Origin of the sequence: Dactylosporangium sp. CS-047395 (genome assembly GCF_050942185.1) — a bacterium.
Lineage (GTDB): Bacteria > Actinomycetota > Actinomycetes > Mycobacteriales > Micromonosporaceae > Dactylosporangium.
The window spans coordinates 3540236-3554521 of the sequence record NZ_CP192015.1; the positions used below are offsets into that span (position 1 = coordinate 3540236).

The 14286-nt window shown below is 71.3% G+C and carries 16 protein-coding genes and 1 pseudogene; 12 read left to right on the forward strand and 5 right to left on the reverse strand.

Features of this window, described 5'->3' with window-relative positions; translation table 11 throughout:
* Positions 1-9: 9 nt before the first annotated feature.
* The 7 genes and pseudogenes from ACQP00_RS16595 to ACQP00_RS16625 all read left to right on the forward strand — a co-directional run bounded on the left by ACQP00_RS16595 (position 10) and on the right by ACQP00_RS16625 (position 5043).
* Positions 10-1200 carry a sensor histidine kinase gene (locus ACQP00_RS16595; protein ID WP_433219936.1) on the forward strand — a complete coding sequence of 397 codons (1191 nt, stop codon included), beginning with the start codon at positions 10-12 and terminating at the stop codon, positions 1198-1200.
* The gene (locus ACQP00_RS16600) at positions 1197-1844 is read left to right on the forward strand and encodes a LuxR C-terminal-related transcriptional regulator (protein ID WP_433219938.1); all 648 of its coding nucleotides are present in this window, start codon (positions 1197-1199) and stop codon (positions 1842-1844) included. The genes ACQP00_RS16595 and ACQP00_RS16600 overlap by 4 nt, the downstream gene beginning before the upstream one ends.
* A 22-nt stretch (positions 1845-1866) precedes the next feature.
* Positions 1867-2793, forward strand: a complete 927-nt coding sequence (locus ACQP00_RS16605; RefSeq protein WP_433219940.1) for a hypothetical protein — start codon at positions 1867-1869, stop codon at positions 2791-2793.
* A gap of 381 nt (positions 2794-3174) precedes the next feature.
* Positions 3175-3369, forward strand: a complete 195-nt coding sequence (locus ACQP00_RS16610; protein WP_433219942.1) for a hypothetical protein — start codon at positions 3175-3177, stop codon at positions 3367-3369.
* 322 nt (positions 3370-3691) lie between these two features.
* Positions 3692-4216, forward strand: a complete 525-nt coding sequence (locus tag ACQP00_RS16615) for a transposase (protein WP_433219944.1) — start codon at positions 3692-3694, stop codon at positions 4214-4216.
* 63 nt (positions 4217-4279) lie between these two features.
* A pseudogene (locus tag ACQP00_RS16620) lies at positions 4280-4516 on the forward strand (transposase); the annotation flags it as partial.
* Between the two features lie 77 nt (positions 4517-4593).
* Positions 4594-5043, forward strand: a complete 450-nt coding sequence (locus ACQP00_RS16625; protein WP_433219946.1) for a GNAT family N-acetyltransferase — start codon at positions 4594-4596, stop codon at positions 5041-5043.
* On the opposite strand, the gene ACQP00_RS16630 is transcribed toward ACQP00_RS16625, so the two are convergent.
* Positions 5030-6088, reverse strand: a complete 1059-nt coding sequence (locus ACQP00_RS16630; RefSeq protein ID WP_433219948.1) for a DUF2855 family protein — start codon at positions 6086-6088, stop codon at positions 5030-5032. The two genes, ACQP00_RS16625 and ACQP00_RS16630, sit on opposite strands and share 14 nt — an antisense overlap.
* A gap of 55 nt (positions 6089-6143) precedes the next feature.
* The gene (locus ACQP00_RS16635) at positions 6144-7664 is read right to left on the reverse strand and encodes an alkaline phosphatase PhoX (protein ID WP_433219950.1); all 1521 of its coding nucleotides are present in this window, start codon (positions 7662-7664) and stop codon (positions 6144-6146) included.
* A gap of 210 nt (positions 7665-7874) precedes the next feature.
* On the opposite strand from ACQP00_RS16635, the gene ACQP00_RS16640 reads away from it, so the two are divergent.
* On the forward strand, positions 7875-9263 hold the full coding sequence (locus ACQP00_RS16640; RefSeq protein ID WP_433219952.1) for a S1C family serine protease: 1389 nt from the start codon (positions 7875-7877) through the stop codon (positions 9261-9263).
* A 4-nt stretch (positions 9264-9267) separates the two neighbouring features.
* Here the strand turns inward: ACQP00_RS16640 and ACQP00_RS16645 are convergent, their stop codons facing one another.
* The gene (locus tag ACQP00_RS16645) at positions 9268-9696 is read right to left on the reverse strand and encodes a nuclear transport factor 2 family protein (protein WP_433219954.1); all 429 of its coding nucleotides are present in this window, start codon (positions 9694-9696) and stop codon (positions 9268-9270) included.
* Positions 9697-9770: 74 nt separating this feature from the next.
* On the opposite strand from ACQP00_RS16645, the gene ACQP00_RS16650 reads away from it, so the two are divergent.
* The 4 genes from ACQP00_RS16650 (at position 9771) to ACQP00_RS16665 (ending at position 13254) form a co-directional block, all read left to right on the forward strand.
* A complete protein-coding gene (locus ACQP00_RS16650) occupies positions 9771-10064 on the forward strand; it encodes a hypothetical protein (RefSeq protein WP_433219956.1) in 294 nt (97 codons plus the stop codon).
* A gap of 80 nt (positions 10065-10144) precedes the next feature.
* The gene (locus ACQP00_RS16655) at positions 10145-11431 is read left to right on the forward strand and encodes an SLC13 family permease (RefSeq protein ID WP_433219958.1); all 1287 of its coding nucleotides are present in this window, start codon (positions 10145-10147) and stop codon (positions 11429-11431) included.
* A 130-nt stretch (positions 11432-11561) separates the two neighbouring features.
* The gene (locus ACQP00_RS16660) at positions 11562-12044 is read left to right on the forward strand and encodes a cation:proton antiporter regulatory subunit (RefSeq protein ID WP_433219960.1); all 483 of its coding nucleotides are present in this window, start codon (positions 11562-11564) and stop codon (positions 12042-12044) included.
* 4 nt (positions 12045-12048) lie between these two features.
* On the forward strand, positions 12049-13254 hold the full coding sequence (locus ACQP00_RS16665) for a cation:proton antiporter (RefSeq protein WP_433219962.1): 1206 nt from the start codon (positions 12049-12051) through the stop codon (positions 13252-13254).
* Positions 13255-13310: 56 nt separating this feature from the next.
* Here ACQP00_RS16665 and ACQP00_RS16670 read toward each other — a convergent pair whose 3' ends face one another.
* A complete protein-coding gene (locus ACQP00_RS16670; protein ID WP_433219964.1) occupies positions 13311-13472 on the reverse strand; it encodes a hypothetical protein in 162 nt (53 codons plus the stop codon).
* Positions 13473-13568: 96 nt separating this feature from the next.
* Entirely contained in the window at positions 13569-14231 is a 663-nt protein-coding gene (locus ACQP00_RS16675; protein ID WP_433219966.1) for a M23 family metallopeptidase, read from the reverse strand.
* Positions 14232-14286: the final 55 nt, after the last annotated feature.

Sequence of the window (14286 nt, forward strand, 5' to 3'; positions counted from 1 at the left end):
GTCGCCTCCGTGGTGAGTACCGACCGTTCGGTCGCCGCAGCCGCGCTGGCCCGCGCGGTGCTCATCGGCCGTGCGGTGGCGACGATGATCGCGGCCGCGGCCGGATTGATGCTGGTCGACGACCGGTGGCGGGTCGCCGAGGTGCTGGCGCTGGTGGCCCTGGGCACGGGCGTCGAGGTCGGCCTGCTCGCCCGGTGGCCGCGGCTGGCCGCGCGCCCGCTGGTGGCGATCGCCGCCGACTCGGTGCTGCTGCTCGGGGTGCTGGCGCTGAGCGGGGGCGACGTCGGGTACTTCGCGTTCGCGGCCGGCGCCGGGGCCCTCGCCGGGGTCGTGCTCGGCCTGCGCGCGGTGCCGGTCTGGACCGTGCAGGCCGCGCTGAGCTTCGCCGTGATCGGCCGGGTCCTGCACCGCCTCGACCCGCCCGCCGAGCTGGCCGCGTTCGTGGTCGCGTTCCCGCTCGCCGGTGCGCTGGCCGGGCTGGGGGCGTCGATCCTGACGTCGGCGCTGACGCGATACCTGGAGCTCTCGCGCAGCCTGGTCGCCTCGGCCCAGCGCTCCGCCGCCGCCTCCGAGCGCGCCCGCCTCGCGCGGGAGCTGCACGACTCGGTGAGCAAGACGCTGCGCGGGGTGTCCCTGGCCGCCCTGGCCCTGCCGACCTCCCTGCGCCGCCAGCCCGCCCTGGCCGAGCAGCTCGCCGGTACCGTCGCCGCGGGCGCCACGGCCGCCGCCCGGCAGGCCCGCGAGCTGCTCGAGGAGATGCGGCTGGACGTGCCCGACCGCGACTTCGCCACCAGCCTGCGCGAGCTCTGTGCCGCCTGGACGGCGGCCACCGGCGTGCCCGTCCGCACCGTGCTGGAGCACCTCGACCCGCCGATCACCGTGGGTTACGAGCTGAGCCGGATCGTGCGCGAGGCGCTGGCGAACATCGCCAACCACGCCTACGCCCGGCGGGTCACGGTCCGGCTCGCCCCGACCCGGCGCGGCATCCTGCTGGAGATTTCCGACGACGGTCAGGGTTTCGCGGTACCGCGCGATCTCACCCGCCTGCAGACCGCCGGCCATTTCGGCATCGTGGGCATGACCGAACGCGCGCGCAACGTCGGCGGCGAGCTGCACGTGGACTCGGCTCCGGGCGCCGGCACCACGATCACCGTCCGGGTGCCGACCAGCGCGTACGCGGCCGTGGACGGCGCGCCATGACCGACCTCGTGATCGTCGACGACAACCCGATCGTCCGCGCCGCGCTGCGCGGGATCATCGAGAGCGACGGCGGCATGCGGGTGCTGGCCGAGGCCGCGAACGGTCGCGAGGCCATCGCCGCCGCCCGCCGCTTCCAGCCGACCGTGACCCTGCTCGACCACCGCATGCCGATCGCGGACGGGCTGTCGGTGATCGCGACGATCTCGCAGTACAGCTCGGTGCTGGTCCTGACGAGCGACTCCGACGCCGAACTGATCGCGGGCATGCTGCACCAGGGCGCCCGCGGGTACCTCGTGCACGGCGAGTTCGACCCGCCGGAGCTGCTGCGCGCGGTCCGCGAGGTGGCCGGGGGGCGCGGCTGGCTGTCCCCGATCGCCGCCTCGGTGGCCGCGTCGATGGTGCGCGACCAGCAGGCCCGGGAGCGGGTACGCCATCAGCAGCACCTGGCCCGGCGCAACTACGGCCTGACCGACCGCGAGGAGGACGTGATGCGGCTGCTGTGCGAGGGGCTGTCGAACGCCTCGATCGCCCACCGGCTGCGGCTCACGGAGAAGACGGTCAAGAACCACCTCAACCACGTGTTCGCCAAGCTCCAGGTCCGCAGCCGCACCGAGGCCATCGTCCGCTGGACCTCGGGCGACTAGGTCCTCATATACGATCGGATCTATGCGTCCGGGACCGCCGCAAGGACCGCCGCTGGAGCGGGGGCCCAAGGGGCAGCTCTCCGCGCGGGCCATCGTGCTCATCATCGCCGGGATCGTCGCGGCCGGGGCCGTGCTCGGCTTGGTGCCGCTCTGGCTGACGTTCACCAAGGACTACTCCACGCCGCGCGCCGCGACGACCGAGGGGCCGCCGTACAAGGTCACGTACTGGTACACCTCCGGCGGTGGGAACATCAACAGCGATCAGCAGGTGACCTACACCGCCGGCACCGCCACGAAGACCGAGTCCTATCCGACGATCGTGCCGTCGTGGCGCGCCGACGTCGAGGTGCCGGCCGGGATCGCGTACGTCCAGCTGCAGCTGTCGGTCAAGGGCACCACGCCCGGCACGTACCGGCTGCGGTGCGGGATCGACGTGGACGGGCGGTCGGCGTACAGCGCGGCCGGTGCGTACGGAATCTGCGGCACCACCCTGACGCTGCCGCTCAAGTCGCCCGGCGGGCCGCCGTCCGCGCCGGTGCCCCACACCGAGTCGTCGGCGCCGCCGCCCTCGCTGCCGCCCGGCTGCCGGTTCCTCGAGGCGGGCGAGCTGATCCAGGCCCTCAACGCCGAGTTCGGGCAGGTGATGCTGGTCGGCACCGGCAAGGCCGACGACAACTCGTGCGCCTACGTGATCTCCGAGTACACCGGCGGCACGGGCAGCGTGACGCTCACGTGGAAGCCGGGCGGGAAGGACCAGCCGTACCCGGGGGCCACCCGGCTGGCGGGGGTCGACGGGGCCTGGCACGCCGACCTCGGCCAGTTCGGCAAGGTCCTCGTCGACGTGCCCGCGGGGCAGCTCTCCATCGACTTCGCCTCGCAGCTGATGATCGGCCACCAGGCCGCCGTCGCAACCCAGATCTTCAAGCTCGCCACGCCGCGCCTGAAGTAGGGCATATCCGAAATGTCCGAAATGTTGTGGCGCGCCAGCGCCCGACATTTCGTGATGGGTTGCAGGCTGGCTCGGTAGATCGCAGCGCGTCTGGCGTGGTGGTTGAGGGGATGCAGGCGGTCACCGCTTGATCTGTGAGTGTGTTGTGCGGTCCCGGCGGGATCGTTGCCATGATCGATGCCGATGCCCGCGACTGACTCACGCTTGATTTGGCCGCTTCTGGTGTGCCTTTCGAAGGACCTCGGGCGTCGGCGCCGACCTGGCGCACCGGCTGGCCTGATCAGAAGCTTGTCCGCGAGGTCTCGCGAGACCCGTCACAGATGTGCCGCTCGGTGTCTCCTGCCAGGAGCGTTTCCCTGCTGTTGGCGGAAGGAGCTCGTAGTGGCTGTTGTGGCCGAGCAGTTCGATGTGGTTGTGGGTGGCGACACGCACTTGGACACCCACACGTTGGAGATGGCGTCGCCCGCTGGCGTGCCGCTGGCAACGCTGCAGATCAGCAACGACGCGGATGGGTTTGCTGCAGCATTGGCCTGGATCGCCGAGCTGGCACCCGGCCCGCGGGTGCTGGTGGCGTAGGAGGGCACCCGGAGCTACGGCATCGGGTTGGCCCGAGCGGTAGGCGCGGCCGGGCTGCCGGTGGTGGAGGTGGAACGGCCCAGCCGGTCGGCACGCCGGAAAGGCAAGAGCGATGCACTGGACGCCCACCTGGCAGTGCTGCGGACGCTGCAATTGCCGGTGAAAAAACTGCCGGTGCCGCGCTGCGACGGCGAGCGTGAAGCGCTGCGGATTCTGCTGAGCGCTCGGCAGGAACTTGTGACAACCGAGACCCCCCAGGTCAGCAGGCTCCGCGCTGCTGCTGACCGGAACCGACGCCGATCGGGCACTACTCCGGGGTCCGGTGAGCGGTCTGCGGCTGACCGCGATCGCTCGTCGGCGCGGCGCACGCACGGAAGCGCGGGAACACGCGATCCGCCGAGGTGAAGCTCGCCGCTCGGCCCTGGCGATCGCGGAGGCCGACCGGCAGTTGACCGACAACAAGCACCAACTCGCCACGTCCGTCGCGCTGGTGGCGCCGAAGCTCCTCGAGCGGGCCGGGATCGGACCGGTCAGTGCTGCCCAGGCGATCGTGTCGTGGTCCCACGCCGGCCGCTGCCGCAACGACGCTGCGTTCGCTGCCCTCGCCGGTGTCAGCCCACTACCCGCCAGCAGCGGCTGGACCACCCGGCACCGGCTCAACCGCGGCGGCGACCGGCAGCTCAACCGCGCGCTGTACGACATCGTCACCACCTGGCTGCGAGTCGACGCCCGCACCCAGGACTACGCAGCCCGACGCCGAGCCGAAGGCAGGTCGACCAAGGAGATCCGCCGCTGCCTCAAGCGCTACATCGCCAGAGAGATGTTCCGCATCCGTCCTTCGAACTGACCAAAGTGCGAAGGAGAGATCAAGCAATGACCGCACCCAAAGAGTGCGGACGTCGGGCGGTTCCTGTGTGAGGACCTCGGCTCGGCGTCACCCGATCTGCTGCGTTCGATGGTGAAGATGTTCGCTGAGGCGCTCATGTCGGCGGAGGCTGACGCGGTCTGCGGCGCGCCCTGCGGCGAACGCAGCGAGGAGCGGACGAATCAGCGCAACGGGTGTCGGCAGCGGGACTGGGACACCCGGGCCGGCACGGTCGAGCTCGCCATCCCGAAGTTGCGGCAGGGATCGCCGCACCGCCGGTGGACCCCCTGTTGCCGGGCTCCAGCACTGTGCTGGTCCGCCCGCACAACCGCGGCAGGGCAGGGCCTACGCTGACCCGCGTGGCAGAGATCGAGATCGGCGGGCTGGAAGACGGCGACCGGACCGCGTGGCAGGAGCTGTTCCGCGGCTACAACGCCTTCTACGGCCGCGAATGGCCCGAGGAGCGGTACGAGCAGGCCTGGCACGACTTCCGCCGCGACGACCGTATCCACGCGCTCGTGGCCCGCCTCGACGGGCGGGCGGTCGGGCTCACGCACTTCCTGTTCCACCCCAGCACCACGGCCGGCGACGTGTGCTATCTGCAGGACCTCTTCACCGACGCCGACCTGCGCGGCCGGGGTGTCGCCCGGGCACTGATCGCCGCCGTCGCCGAGGAGGCCCGGCGCAAGGGCTGCGAACGCGTCTACTGGCACACCCGCGAGGACAACGCGACCGCGCGGCGGCTCTATGACAAGGTGGCGGAGAACCGGGGCTTCATCCAGTACGTCGTGCCGCTCACAACTGGATGACGTGTCCCACTCGCGGCGGGGTGCGGCCGGCCGCCACCTCCAGCCACGCCTCGCGCAGGCCGGCCGGGCCGTGGCCGAGGCGGACGTCCACCCACGACGCGACGGCCGCGGCGAAGCGTTCCCAGGCGACCGCGAAGCGCGCGTCCAGGCCGTCGCGGCCCCAGTCGGCCGAGCGCTTGCGCATCTGGGTCGGGGCGAAGAACACCTCGCCGGCCGCCATGGCGTTGGGGGACTGGGTGGTGAGGCCGACCGCGATGTCGCGCACCAGCCGGTCGCCGAGGCGCTCCCGCAGCGCTTCCCGCGTCGGGGCAGAACCAGAAAGATCCAGATACGCCGTCGGTACCGCCTGCAGATCCCGAATCCCGGCGTAGGGCAGAACCTCGTCGTAGCAGCCCAGCGACTCCGTGAAGGCCACATTGCCCGGCGAGGTCAGGCCGACCACCCGCGGGCCGTGGCCACGCAGCTCGAAGGCGGCGGCGTACGCGGTCTTGCTCGACGCCGAGGACAGCACCACCTGCCCGGCCCCGTAGGCGCCCTGGTCGAGCACCTGGTCGGCGAGCATGAACGAGGTGAAGAACAGCGGCCGGTACAGCACGAGCAGGTCCTCCTGCTCCGCCCGCCAGACGGGGTCGCCGGTGGTGAGCCGGTAGGCGTTGTACGGCGACGCCAGTCCGGCCCGGTGCGGGCTCTCGTCGCGGAACCCGGTCCCGTCGATCCGGCCCGGCCGCACGACCAGGTGCCCGGCGGGCGGGAGGTAGCCGTAGACGCGGCCGCCCACCGGCACGTGCGGTACACGAGAAGCAACGATCTCGGCGAAACCCCACAGCGGCACGAGGCCCCACCGCGGCTCCAGGCCGAACGCGGCGGGCGGGAAGAACTGCCAGTAGCGCATGGCATCGCCCAGGACCGCGTAGGTCACGTTGTTGGCCGTCACCCCGACCCGGTCCACGCGCAGCACCGCCTCGCCGTCGCCCGCCTCGGGCGCCGCGGCCTCGACGATCGTCGTGGCGGTGAAGTCCTGTCGGTCGACCCCGAAAGCGAACATGGCCGCCATTGTGCCGTGGCGGGCACAACGACGGCCATGGGCGAAATCGCCAGGATCAGCCGAGGTACTTCTCCCACGGGCCGGTGATCGCGAGCGTCACGCCCGGCGCCTGGATGTTGACGAACAGGACGCGGCCGTCGGGGGAGAACGTCGGGCCGGTGAACTCCGAGTACGTCGACGCGCCGTTGGACGTGCCGTTGACGATCATGTTGCGGGCGATCGCGTAGGTCGGGCCGCCCGGGACGGAGCTCAGCACGTGCGACGCCTTCACGCCGTCCTCGGCCAGCACCAGGGTGCCCCACGGGGTCACCGTGACGTTGTCCGGGCCGTCGAAGACCATGTCGGCGAACTTCGGGAAGGCGCCCTCGCCCTCGGACTCCGGGTTGTGCGGGAAGTACGTCACGAGGGTGATGGTCTGGTCCTCGTAGTCGTAGAACCACACCATGCCGTCGTGCTTGGTCGCGCCGGCCGGCAGGTCGCTGGCGCCGAACGCGAAGCTGTTGACGATGTAGCAGCCCTTGGAGGTGCTCCAGACGCCCTCGAACTTCTTGCCGCGGGTCACCTGCTCGTCGGTGAACTGGGTGCGGATCGTCTTGGTGCGCGCGTCGCGGTCCGGCACCTCGATCCAGCTGACCTTGAACGGGCGGCCGAGCTGGGCGGAGGTCAGGAACGCCACGTCCGGCAGGATGCTGCCGTCGTCGAGGCGGATCTGCATCGCCTCGAGCTTGCCCGCGGTGTCGCTGAGCTGGTTGGCCAGGCCCTGGCGCAGGCGGGTGCCGTTGGGCGCGGTCCAGCGGTAGAACAGGCCGTTGGGGCCGGAGGCGTCCTCGGAGAGGTAGACGTGCTTGAGGTTCGGCTCGACCGCGAGCGCCTCGTGCTCGAACCGGCCGAACGCCTTGATCGGCTTGGGCAGCTGGTGCTTCGAGTCGGTGGTGAGCACCTCGAAGACGTAGCCGTGGTCCTTCTGGTAGGTGCCGGTGTGCCCGGCCGCCGACCAGGCGGTCCCCGCGTTGATGAAGGTCTCCTCGCAGGTCAGCCAGGTGCCCCACGGGGTGACGCCGCCGGCGCAGTTGCGCACGGTGCCGGAGATGCCGACCCACTCGCTCTTCTTGCGCCCGTCGCGGTCGGTGGTGATGACCGTGCAGCCGCTGGCGTTCTCCGCACCCGGGTCGTAGACGGTGCCCTCGATGTGCGGCACGCCGTACGTCGACATGTACGGGGTCATCTCGTGGTTCTGGATGATGGTCAGGCCGTTGCGGTCGGAGCCGACCACACCGGTGCCGTCGTGGTACGCGGGAGTCTTGCCCTGCCCACCGGCCATGTCGGTCTCACCCTCGCGGGTGACGATCTTGTACGAGAAGCCCGCGGGCAGCGCGAGGATGCCCTTGGGGTCGTCCTGCAGCGGCGGGAAGGGGCGGCCGTTGCCGCCGTGGCCGTTGCCGTGTCCGGGGCGGTAATCGTCCTGGCCGTGCGAGGCGGCCGCCGGCTCGGCCAGGGTCGGGAGCGCACCCGCGACGGTCAGACCGACACCCGCGGCAGCCGTTCCGGAGAGCACTTGACGACGAGAAATGGTCATGGTGGCACTCTGCTACGCCACAGCCGAATGCAGATGCGTCGACGTTTGTCGCATTGATGACCGTGCGATGAACGGCGGATGAATCCGCAGGTAGGTAAGCCTAACCAATCAGCCGTACCGGCGACAGCTTTTGACCCTCCGTATCGAACCGTTCACCCGTCGGCGCCGTAGTCCCGGATAGATGGCCGACTCCGGGCGGTGGTGGAACGCATGACAGCAGCGCGTTACGCGCAGGGTGCCGCGGTCGCCCGTGACACCGACGCACCCGTGACGGCGGTGCCGGTGACCGCCGTGGTCGGGTCCGGGCGCTGGACCGGGTGGGGCGACGGGCCGGTGCCGCCGCCCCGCCCGCCGGAGTGGTCCCGGCCGTCGGAGTGGGGCGGCCCCGACTGGGGACCCCCGCCGGACCGCCCGCCGCGTTTCCTGGAGCGGCCGGCCCCGGCGCACCGCGGCCGGTCGGTGCTCAAGTGGATCGTCGGCGTGATCATGCTCGTCGGTCTCGCCGCCATGGTCAGCGTCGCCGGGCTGGTGGCAACGTTGCAGGCGCGCTCGGAATCCCCGAAGCCGCGCCCGACGCCAACCGCCGTGCGGCCCGGCGCGGCGGCCCCCGCCACGCCCGGCGACGCGCTTTCCGACCAGCCGTCCGAGCCGGTTCCAAGCGCGGCAACGGTACCGCCCGACACCGCCACGATCGCCGCCTCCGTCAACAAGAGCGTCGTGAACATCACCAGCACCCTCGGCCTGCGCAACTCCCGCGCCGCGGGGACCGGCGTCATCCTCTCCTCGACGGGCCTGGTGCTCACCAACAACCACGTGATCGCGGGCGCCACCGCCATCAGCGGCGTCACCGTCGCCAACGGGCGCACGTTCGCGGCGACCGTGGTCGGATTCGACCGTACCCACGACATCGCCGTCATCCAGCTCGCCAACGCCACCGGCCTGACCCGCCTCGGCGTGGCCGACTCGGCCAAGGTCCAGGTCGGCGACCCGATCGTCGCCGTTGGCAACGCGGGCGGCCAGGGCGGCACCCCGGAGGCGGTGTCCGGCTCCGTCACCGGCCTCAATAAAACCATCACCGCCCAGGACCCGGAGGGCGAGGGCTCCCGCCGGCTGACCGGTCTCATCCAGGTCGCCGCCGACATCAAGCCGGGCGACTCGGGCGGCCCGCTCGTCGACCGCAACGCGAAACTCATCGGCATCAACACCGCCGCGTCGACCGACACCGGCGCCGGCATCGGCTTCGCCATCCCGAGCAACGCCGCCCTGGCCATCGCCCAGCGCATCGAGAACGGCGAGTCCTCCGACACCGTCCACATCGGACCCACCGCCCTGCTCGGCGTCAGCACCAAGGACGCCGACGGCCGCACGGGCGGCGCCGCCGTCACCGGCGTCCTCACCGACGGCCCGGCCGCCCGCGCCGGCATCGGCGCCGGCGACGTCATCCGCACCTTCGACGGCCGCGACGTCCAGAACGCGGCCGCCCTCACCGGCCTCATCGACACCCACCAGCCCGGCGACACCGTCCGCGTGACCTGGATCGACCAGGGCGGCCGCACCCGCACCGCCAACATCCGCCTCGCCACCGGCCCGGCCGGCTGAGCTCCTACGAGCCGCGGGGCCCGAAGATGCGCCGTTCGTGCTCAAGGATGGGGACGTCGTTGATGCTGGCCTCGCGGCGGGCCATCAGGCCGTCCTCGGTGAACTCCCACAGCTCGTTGCCGTAGCTGCGGTACCAGTGCCCGGTCGGGTCGTGGCACTCGTACTGGAAGTGCACGGCGATGCGGTTGTCGTGGTACGTCCACAGCTCCTTGCGCAGCGCGTAGTCCAGCTCCCGCTCCCACTTGCGGGTCAGGAACGCCACGATCTCGGCGCGGCCGGTGAGGAACTCGTCGCGGTTGCGCCAGACGGAGTCCTCGGTGTAGGCGAGCGCGACCTTCTCCGGATCGCGGGTGTTCCAGGCGTCCTCGGCCGCCTGCACCTTGGCGCGGGCGGTCTCGAGGGTGAACGGCGGCAGCGGCGGCCTGGGTGTCATGCGCGCGCGACTACCCCGTTGCCGGCGGGTCAAACCGTCCATTGTGGACTTACGGCGCCTGGTAAGGTAAGCCTATGCGAATGCGTGCGACCGCCGTCAGCCTTGCGCTGTCGGTCTGCGCGCTGCTGCTCGGGCTCACGATGGCCCACCACGCGGTGCCGGGGGACACGTTCCAGGTGCTGCGCGCCGCGCACGGCCAGACGGTCGCCGTGGCCGAGGTCCGTGACACCGCGGCCGAATCACCCGTGGCGGGCGAGGGCGGCGACGAACCGCGCTTTGCCGACGGTACACCGGAATCCGAACCCGACCGGACCCACGCCGGGTGGTCCGGGGAGGCCGCCGGCTGCCGGGGCCCACCCAACTCCTGAAGGCATTCCAGCACCACCCAGCCGTGGCCCCCTCCGGGTCGACGGCCGATTCCCGTTTGCCTTCAGGAGGTACATCCCATATGAGTGCTGTCCTGGCGATCGCGATCTTCACCGTCGCGTTCGTCCTCATCGCGACCGAAAAGGTGCACCGTGTCGCCGTCGCGCTCGGTGCGGCCGGGGCCATGGCGCTGCTCGGCCTGGTCCCGGGGCACGACGTCTTCTTCTCCGAGCACGCCGGCATCGACTGGAACGTCATCTTCCTGCTGCTCGGCATGATGATCATCGTCGGGGTCATCAAGCAGACCGGGCTGTTCGAGTTCCTGGCCATCTGGGCGGCGAAACGCTCGCGCGGGCGGCCGTACAAGCTGCTCGTGATGCTCATGGTCATCACCGCGGTGGCCTCGCCGTTCCTGGACAATGTCACCACGATCATGCTGGTGGCCCCGGTGACCGTGCTGGTCTGCCGCAAGCTGGGCATCCCGTTCGCGCCCTACCTCATCGCCGAGGCGCTCGCGTCGAACATCGGCGGCGCGGCGACCCTCGTCGGCGACCCGCCGAACATCATCATCGGCAGCCGGGCGGGCCTGTCGTTCAACGACTTCGTGGTGCACATGGCCCCGATCGTGGCCGTGCTGTTCGTGCTGTTCGTCCTGCTGTCGTGGGTGATGTTCCGCAAGCGCTTCGAGTATCACCCCGAGCGGGTCGCCGAGATCATGCAGCTCGACGAGAAGGCCGCCATCACCGACCGCAGGCTGCTCGTCCGCTGCATGATCGTGCTGGGCCTGGTCGTGTCCGGGTTCGCGCTGCACACCGTCATCCACGTCGACCCGGCGATCGTCGCGCTGCTGGGGGCCGGGCTCATGGTGCTCGTCTCGCGGGTGGAGACCGAGAAGTACCTCGCCGAGGTCGAATGGTCCACGCTGGTGTTCTTCATGGGCCTGTTCGTGATGGTCGGCGGCCTCGTGGAGACCGGCGTCATCCACCGCATCGGCGGCTGGGTGGTCGGCCAGGTCGGCGACGACTATTTCGTGGCCGCGACCGGGCTGCTGTTCGGCTCGGCCGTGCTCGGCGCGTTCTTCGACAACATCCCGTACGTGGCCACCATGGCCCCGATCGTCGAGGACATGGTCGCCACCACCCCGGACCCGGAGACGGGCCGGTCCCTCTGGTGGGCCTTCGCGCTCGGGGCGGATTTCGGCGGCAACGGTACGGCGGTCGCGGCCAGCGCCAACGTGGTCGTGCTCGGCATCGCGGCGCGGTCGGGCGAGCCGATCAGCTTCTGGCAGTTCACGCGGTACGGCATCATTACCACCGTCATGACGACCGTCATCGCCTGGGGGTATGTGTGGCTGCGGTACTTCTCGTGACCGCCTTTCGTCACACGACTGTCACAGCCTCGCGGAATTTCGGTCATATCGATCGGTAAAGGTTGCTGCGGCACCACGCGGGCGGGCACCGGGCGACCGGTGACCCGCCCGCGTCCCTGAGAGGAGCACCATGGACGTCGAACGCACCGCCCTGCCCGGCATCGGTCTGCGGCACGAGTTCAAGACCGCCAAGGGACAGAGCGCGGCGGTCGTGTCGCACGTGTCGGGGCGGCGGGACATCGTGCTGTACAGCAGCGAGGATCCCGACACCGTGGTGGCCACGCTGTCGCTGAACACCGACGAGGCCAACGGCGTCGCCGAGCTGCTCGGCACGGCCCGCATCGTCGAGCGGCTGGCCGACCTGCAGCGCCAGGTCACCGGGCTCAAGACGGTCCAGGTGCCGATCACCGCCGGCTCGCCGTACGACGGGCGGGACCTCGGCGCCACCCAGGCCCGCACCCGCACGGGCGCGTCGATCGTGGCCGTCATCCGGGCCGGGCAGATCCTGGCCAGCCCGCGCCCCGACTTCACGTTCTTCCCGGGCGACCTCGTCGTCGTCGTGGGCACGGCCGAGGGCACCGCCGCGGTCACCGACATCCTCGCCAACGGCTGAGCGCATGCACGGTGCTGCCGCATTGATCGAGATCGGGGCGGTCATCCTCGGTCTGGGACTCCTCGGCGCGGTGTCGGCGAAGTTCGCCATCTCGCCGATCCCGCTCTACCTCATCGCCGGGCTCGCCTTCGGGCAGGGCGGCATCCTGCCGCTGGCCACCAGCGAGGAGTTCACCGCGACCGGCGCCGAGATCGGCGTCATCCTCCTGCTCTTCACGCTCGGCCTGGAGTACACCGCGCCGGAGCTCGTCGGCACCCTGCGCCACAACGCGCTGGCCGGCGTGGTCGACCTCGTGCTCAACGCCGCACCCGGGGTGGCGACCGCGCTCATCCTGGGCTGGGGCCCGGTGGCCGCCGTCGCGCTCGGCGGCGTCACCTACGTCACCTCGTCCGGCATCACCGCGAAGGTCCTCGCCGACCTCAACTGGCTCGGCCACCGCGAGGTGCCGATCGTGCTGTCGCTGCTGGTCTTCGAAGACCTGACGATGGCCGTGTACCTCCCGATCCTCACCGCCCTGCTCGCCGGAGTCGGCCTCGTGGCGGGCCTCACGACCCTCGCCATCGCGGCCGCCACGATCACCGTGATCCTCGTGATCGCGCTGCGCTTCGGACGGTACGTCGAAATGTTCGTCGCCTCCCCGAACGAGGAGGTGCTGCTGCTCAAGGCGCTCGGCCTGACCGTCCTGGTGGCGGGCGTCGCGCAGCTGCTGCAGGTCTCGGCGGCGGTCGGCGCGTTCCTCGTCGGCATCGCGCTGTCCGGCCCGCTCGCGCACACCGCCCGGCAGCTGCTCAGCCCGCTGCGGGACCTGTTCGCCGCGGTGTTCTTCGTCTTCTTCGGCCTGCACACCGACCCGCGGGCGCTGCCGCCGATGCTCGGCATCGCGGTCCTGCTGGCGTTCGTCGGCGTGCTGACCAAGTTCGCCACCGGCTGGTGGGCGGCGCGAAGAGCCGGGATCAGCCCGATCGGCCGGGCCCGGGCCGGCGTGGCCCTCAGCCCACGCGGCGAGTTCAACATCGTCATCGCCGGGCTCGCGGTGTCGGCCGGGCTCAACGAGAGCATCGGCCCCCTCGCCGCCGCGTACGTCCTCGTGCTCGCCGTGCTCGGCCCGATCCTGGCCCGGTCCCTGGAACCGCTCAGCCGGCGCATCGCCCGCCGGCGCGGCGGCGGGGCCGAGGGCCCGGCGCTCGAACCCGCGCCGGAGCCGTCGTGATGGACGTGACCGTTGTACGACGGACAATCCGCCGGATCATGACAGTGTCTTGACGTTCAGCTCCAGCGGCACGAGGGCGACCGGAACTTGCAGGCCGTCGAGTGCAGCACCTGGCCCTTGGCGGTGCCAGTCGGCGCGGCCTCGGCGGTGGCGGGCAGCAGGGCCAGGAACGCCGCCACGGCGACGATCCCGGTGGTGAGCGGTCGGACGAGCTTCATGGCGGGCCTCCTGGGTTTCGGGGATGGCGTCGACCATGAGCGTGGGGATCGTCGAGTGCGTCCGCGGTGCCGTGCCGTTGCCCGGCGGGTGCCGATTCACGGACCGGCCGGCGGGCAGTTCCGGCTGGTGCGGACCTGGTCCTTGGAGGTGTCGTCGGCGGTGATGCCGGACGGTACGCCGTCGAACACGGCCTCGACCTTGTCGCCGTTGCCCCGCGTGCGCCGCGCGTCGAGGCGGTCGTTGAGCTGCTCGTAGTGCAGGTGGTCGACGGTCGTCGAACCGGTGTGCCCGACCACCCCGAGCGGCTGCCCGAGCCCGACCGTGTCGCCGGTGCGCACCTTGGGCTCGGCGGCGAGATGCCCGTACTCGGTGAACCAGCCGCCGCCGTGGTCGAGGATCACGCCGTAGCCGAGCCCGCCGCGGGTCCCCGACGACCCCGGCGGGGCGGGCTTGCCGTCACCGAGCGTCGCGCTCCAGCCCGCCCACGTGACCGTCCCCGCCGCCGAGGCGAGCACCGTGCGCCCGCCGGTGTTCCCGGACCTCGCGAAGAAGTCGATGTCGAAGTCGTGGTGTCCGCTGTACGTCGTGAGCGTCCACGATTCCCCGCACGGAAACGGCAGCTGGAAGGCGGGCCGCGGGCCGGGCGGCGCGGGCGGCGGCTTGTTGCCGAGGCGGTGCCGGATGACGGTCCAGGACACGATGACGCACACGGCGATGACCCCCAGGACGGCCAGTCGGTAGGCGGCGCGTGCGCTCATCGCTCCAGTGTGGCGGGCGGCGTCACACGGTCCGGTGACACGGGCCACACCCCGA

Coding starts and splice junctions, on each gene's coding strand:
- ACQP00_RS16600 (WP_433219938.1), top strand. CDS start 1,197: ATGACCGACCTCGTGATCGTCGACGACAACCCGATCGTCCGCGCCGCG.
- ACQP00_RS16605 (WP_433219940.1), top strand. CDS start 1,867: ATGCGTCCGGGACCGCCGCAAGGACCGCCGCTGGAGCGGGGGCCCAAG.
- ACQP00_RS16630 (WP_433219948.1), bottom strand. CDS start 6,088: ATGTTCGCTTTCGGGGTCGACCGACAGGACTTCACCGCCACGACGATC.
- ACQP00_RS16635 (WP_433219950.1), bottom strand. CDS start 7,664: ATGACCATTTCTCGTCGTCAAGTGCTCTCCGGAACGGCTGCCGCGGGT.
- ACQP00_RS16640 (WP_433219952.1), top strand. CDS start 7,875: ATGACAGCAGCGCGTTACGCGCAGGGTGCCGCGGTCGCCCGTGACACC.
- ACQP00_RS16645 (WP_433219954.1), bottom strand. CDS start 9,696: ATGACACCCAGGCCGCCGCTGCCGCCGTTCACCCTCGAGACCGCCCGC.
- ACQP00_RS16650 (WP_433219956.1), top strand. CDS start 9,771: ATGCGAATGCGTGCGACCGCCGTCAGCCTTGCGCTGTCGGTCTGCGCG.
- ACQP00_RS16655 (WP_433219958.1), top strand. CDS start 10,145: ATGAGTGCTGTCCTGGCGATCGCGATCTTCACCGTCGCGTTCGTCCTC.
- ACQP00_RS16660 (WP_433219960.1), top strand. CDS start 11,562: ATGGACGTCGAACGCACCGCCCTGCCCGGCATCGGTCTGCGGCACGAG.
- ACQP00_RS16665 (WP_433219962.1), top strand. CDS start 12,049: ATGCACGGTGCTGCCGCATTGATCGAGATCGGGGCGGTCATCCTCGGT.
- ACQP00_RS16670 (WP_433219964.1), bottom strand. CDS start 13,472: ATGAAGCTCGTCCGACCGCTCACCACCGGGATCGTCGCCGTGGCGGCG.
- ACQP00_RS16675 (WP_433219966.1), bottom strand. CDS start 14,231: ATGAGCGCACGCGCCGCCTACCGACTGGCCGTCCTGGGGGTCATCGCC.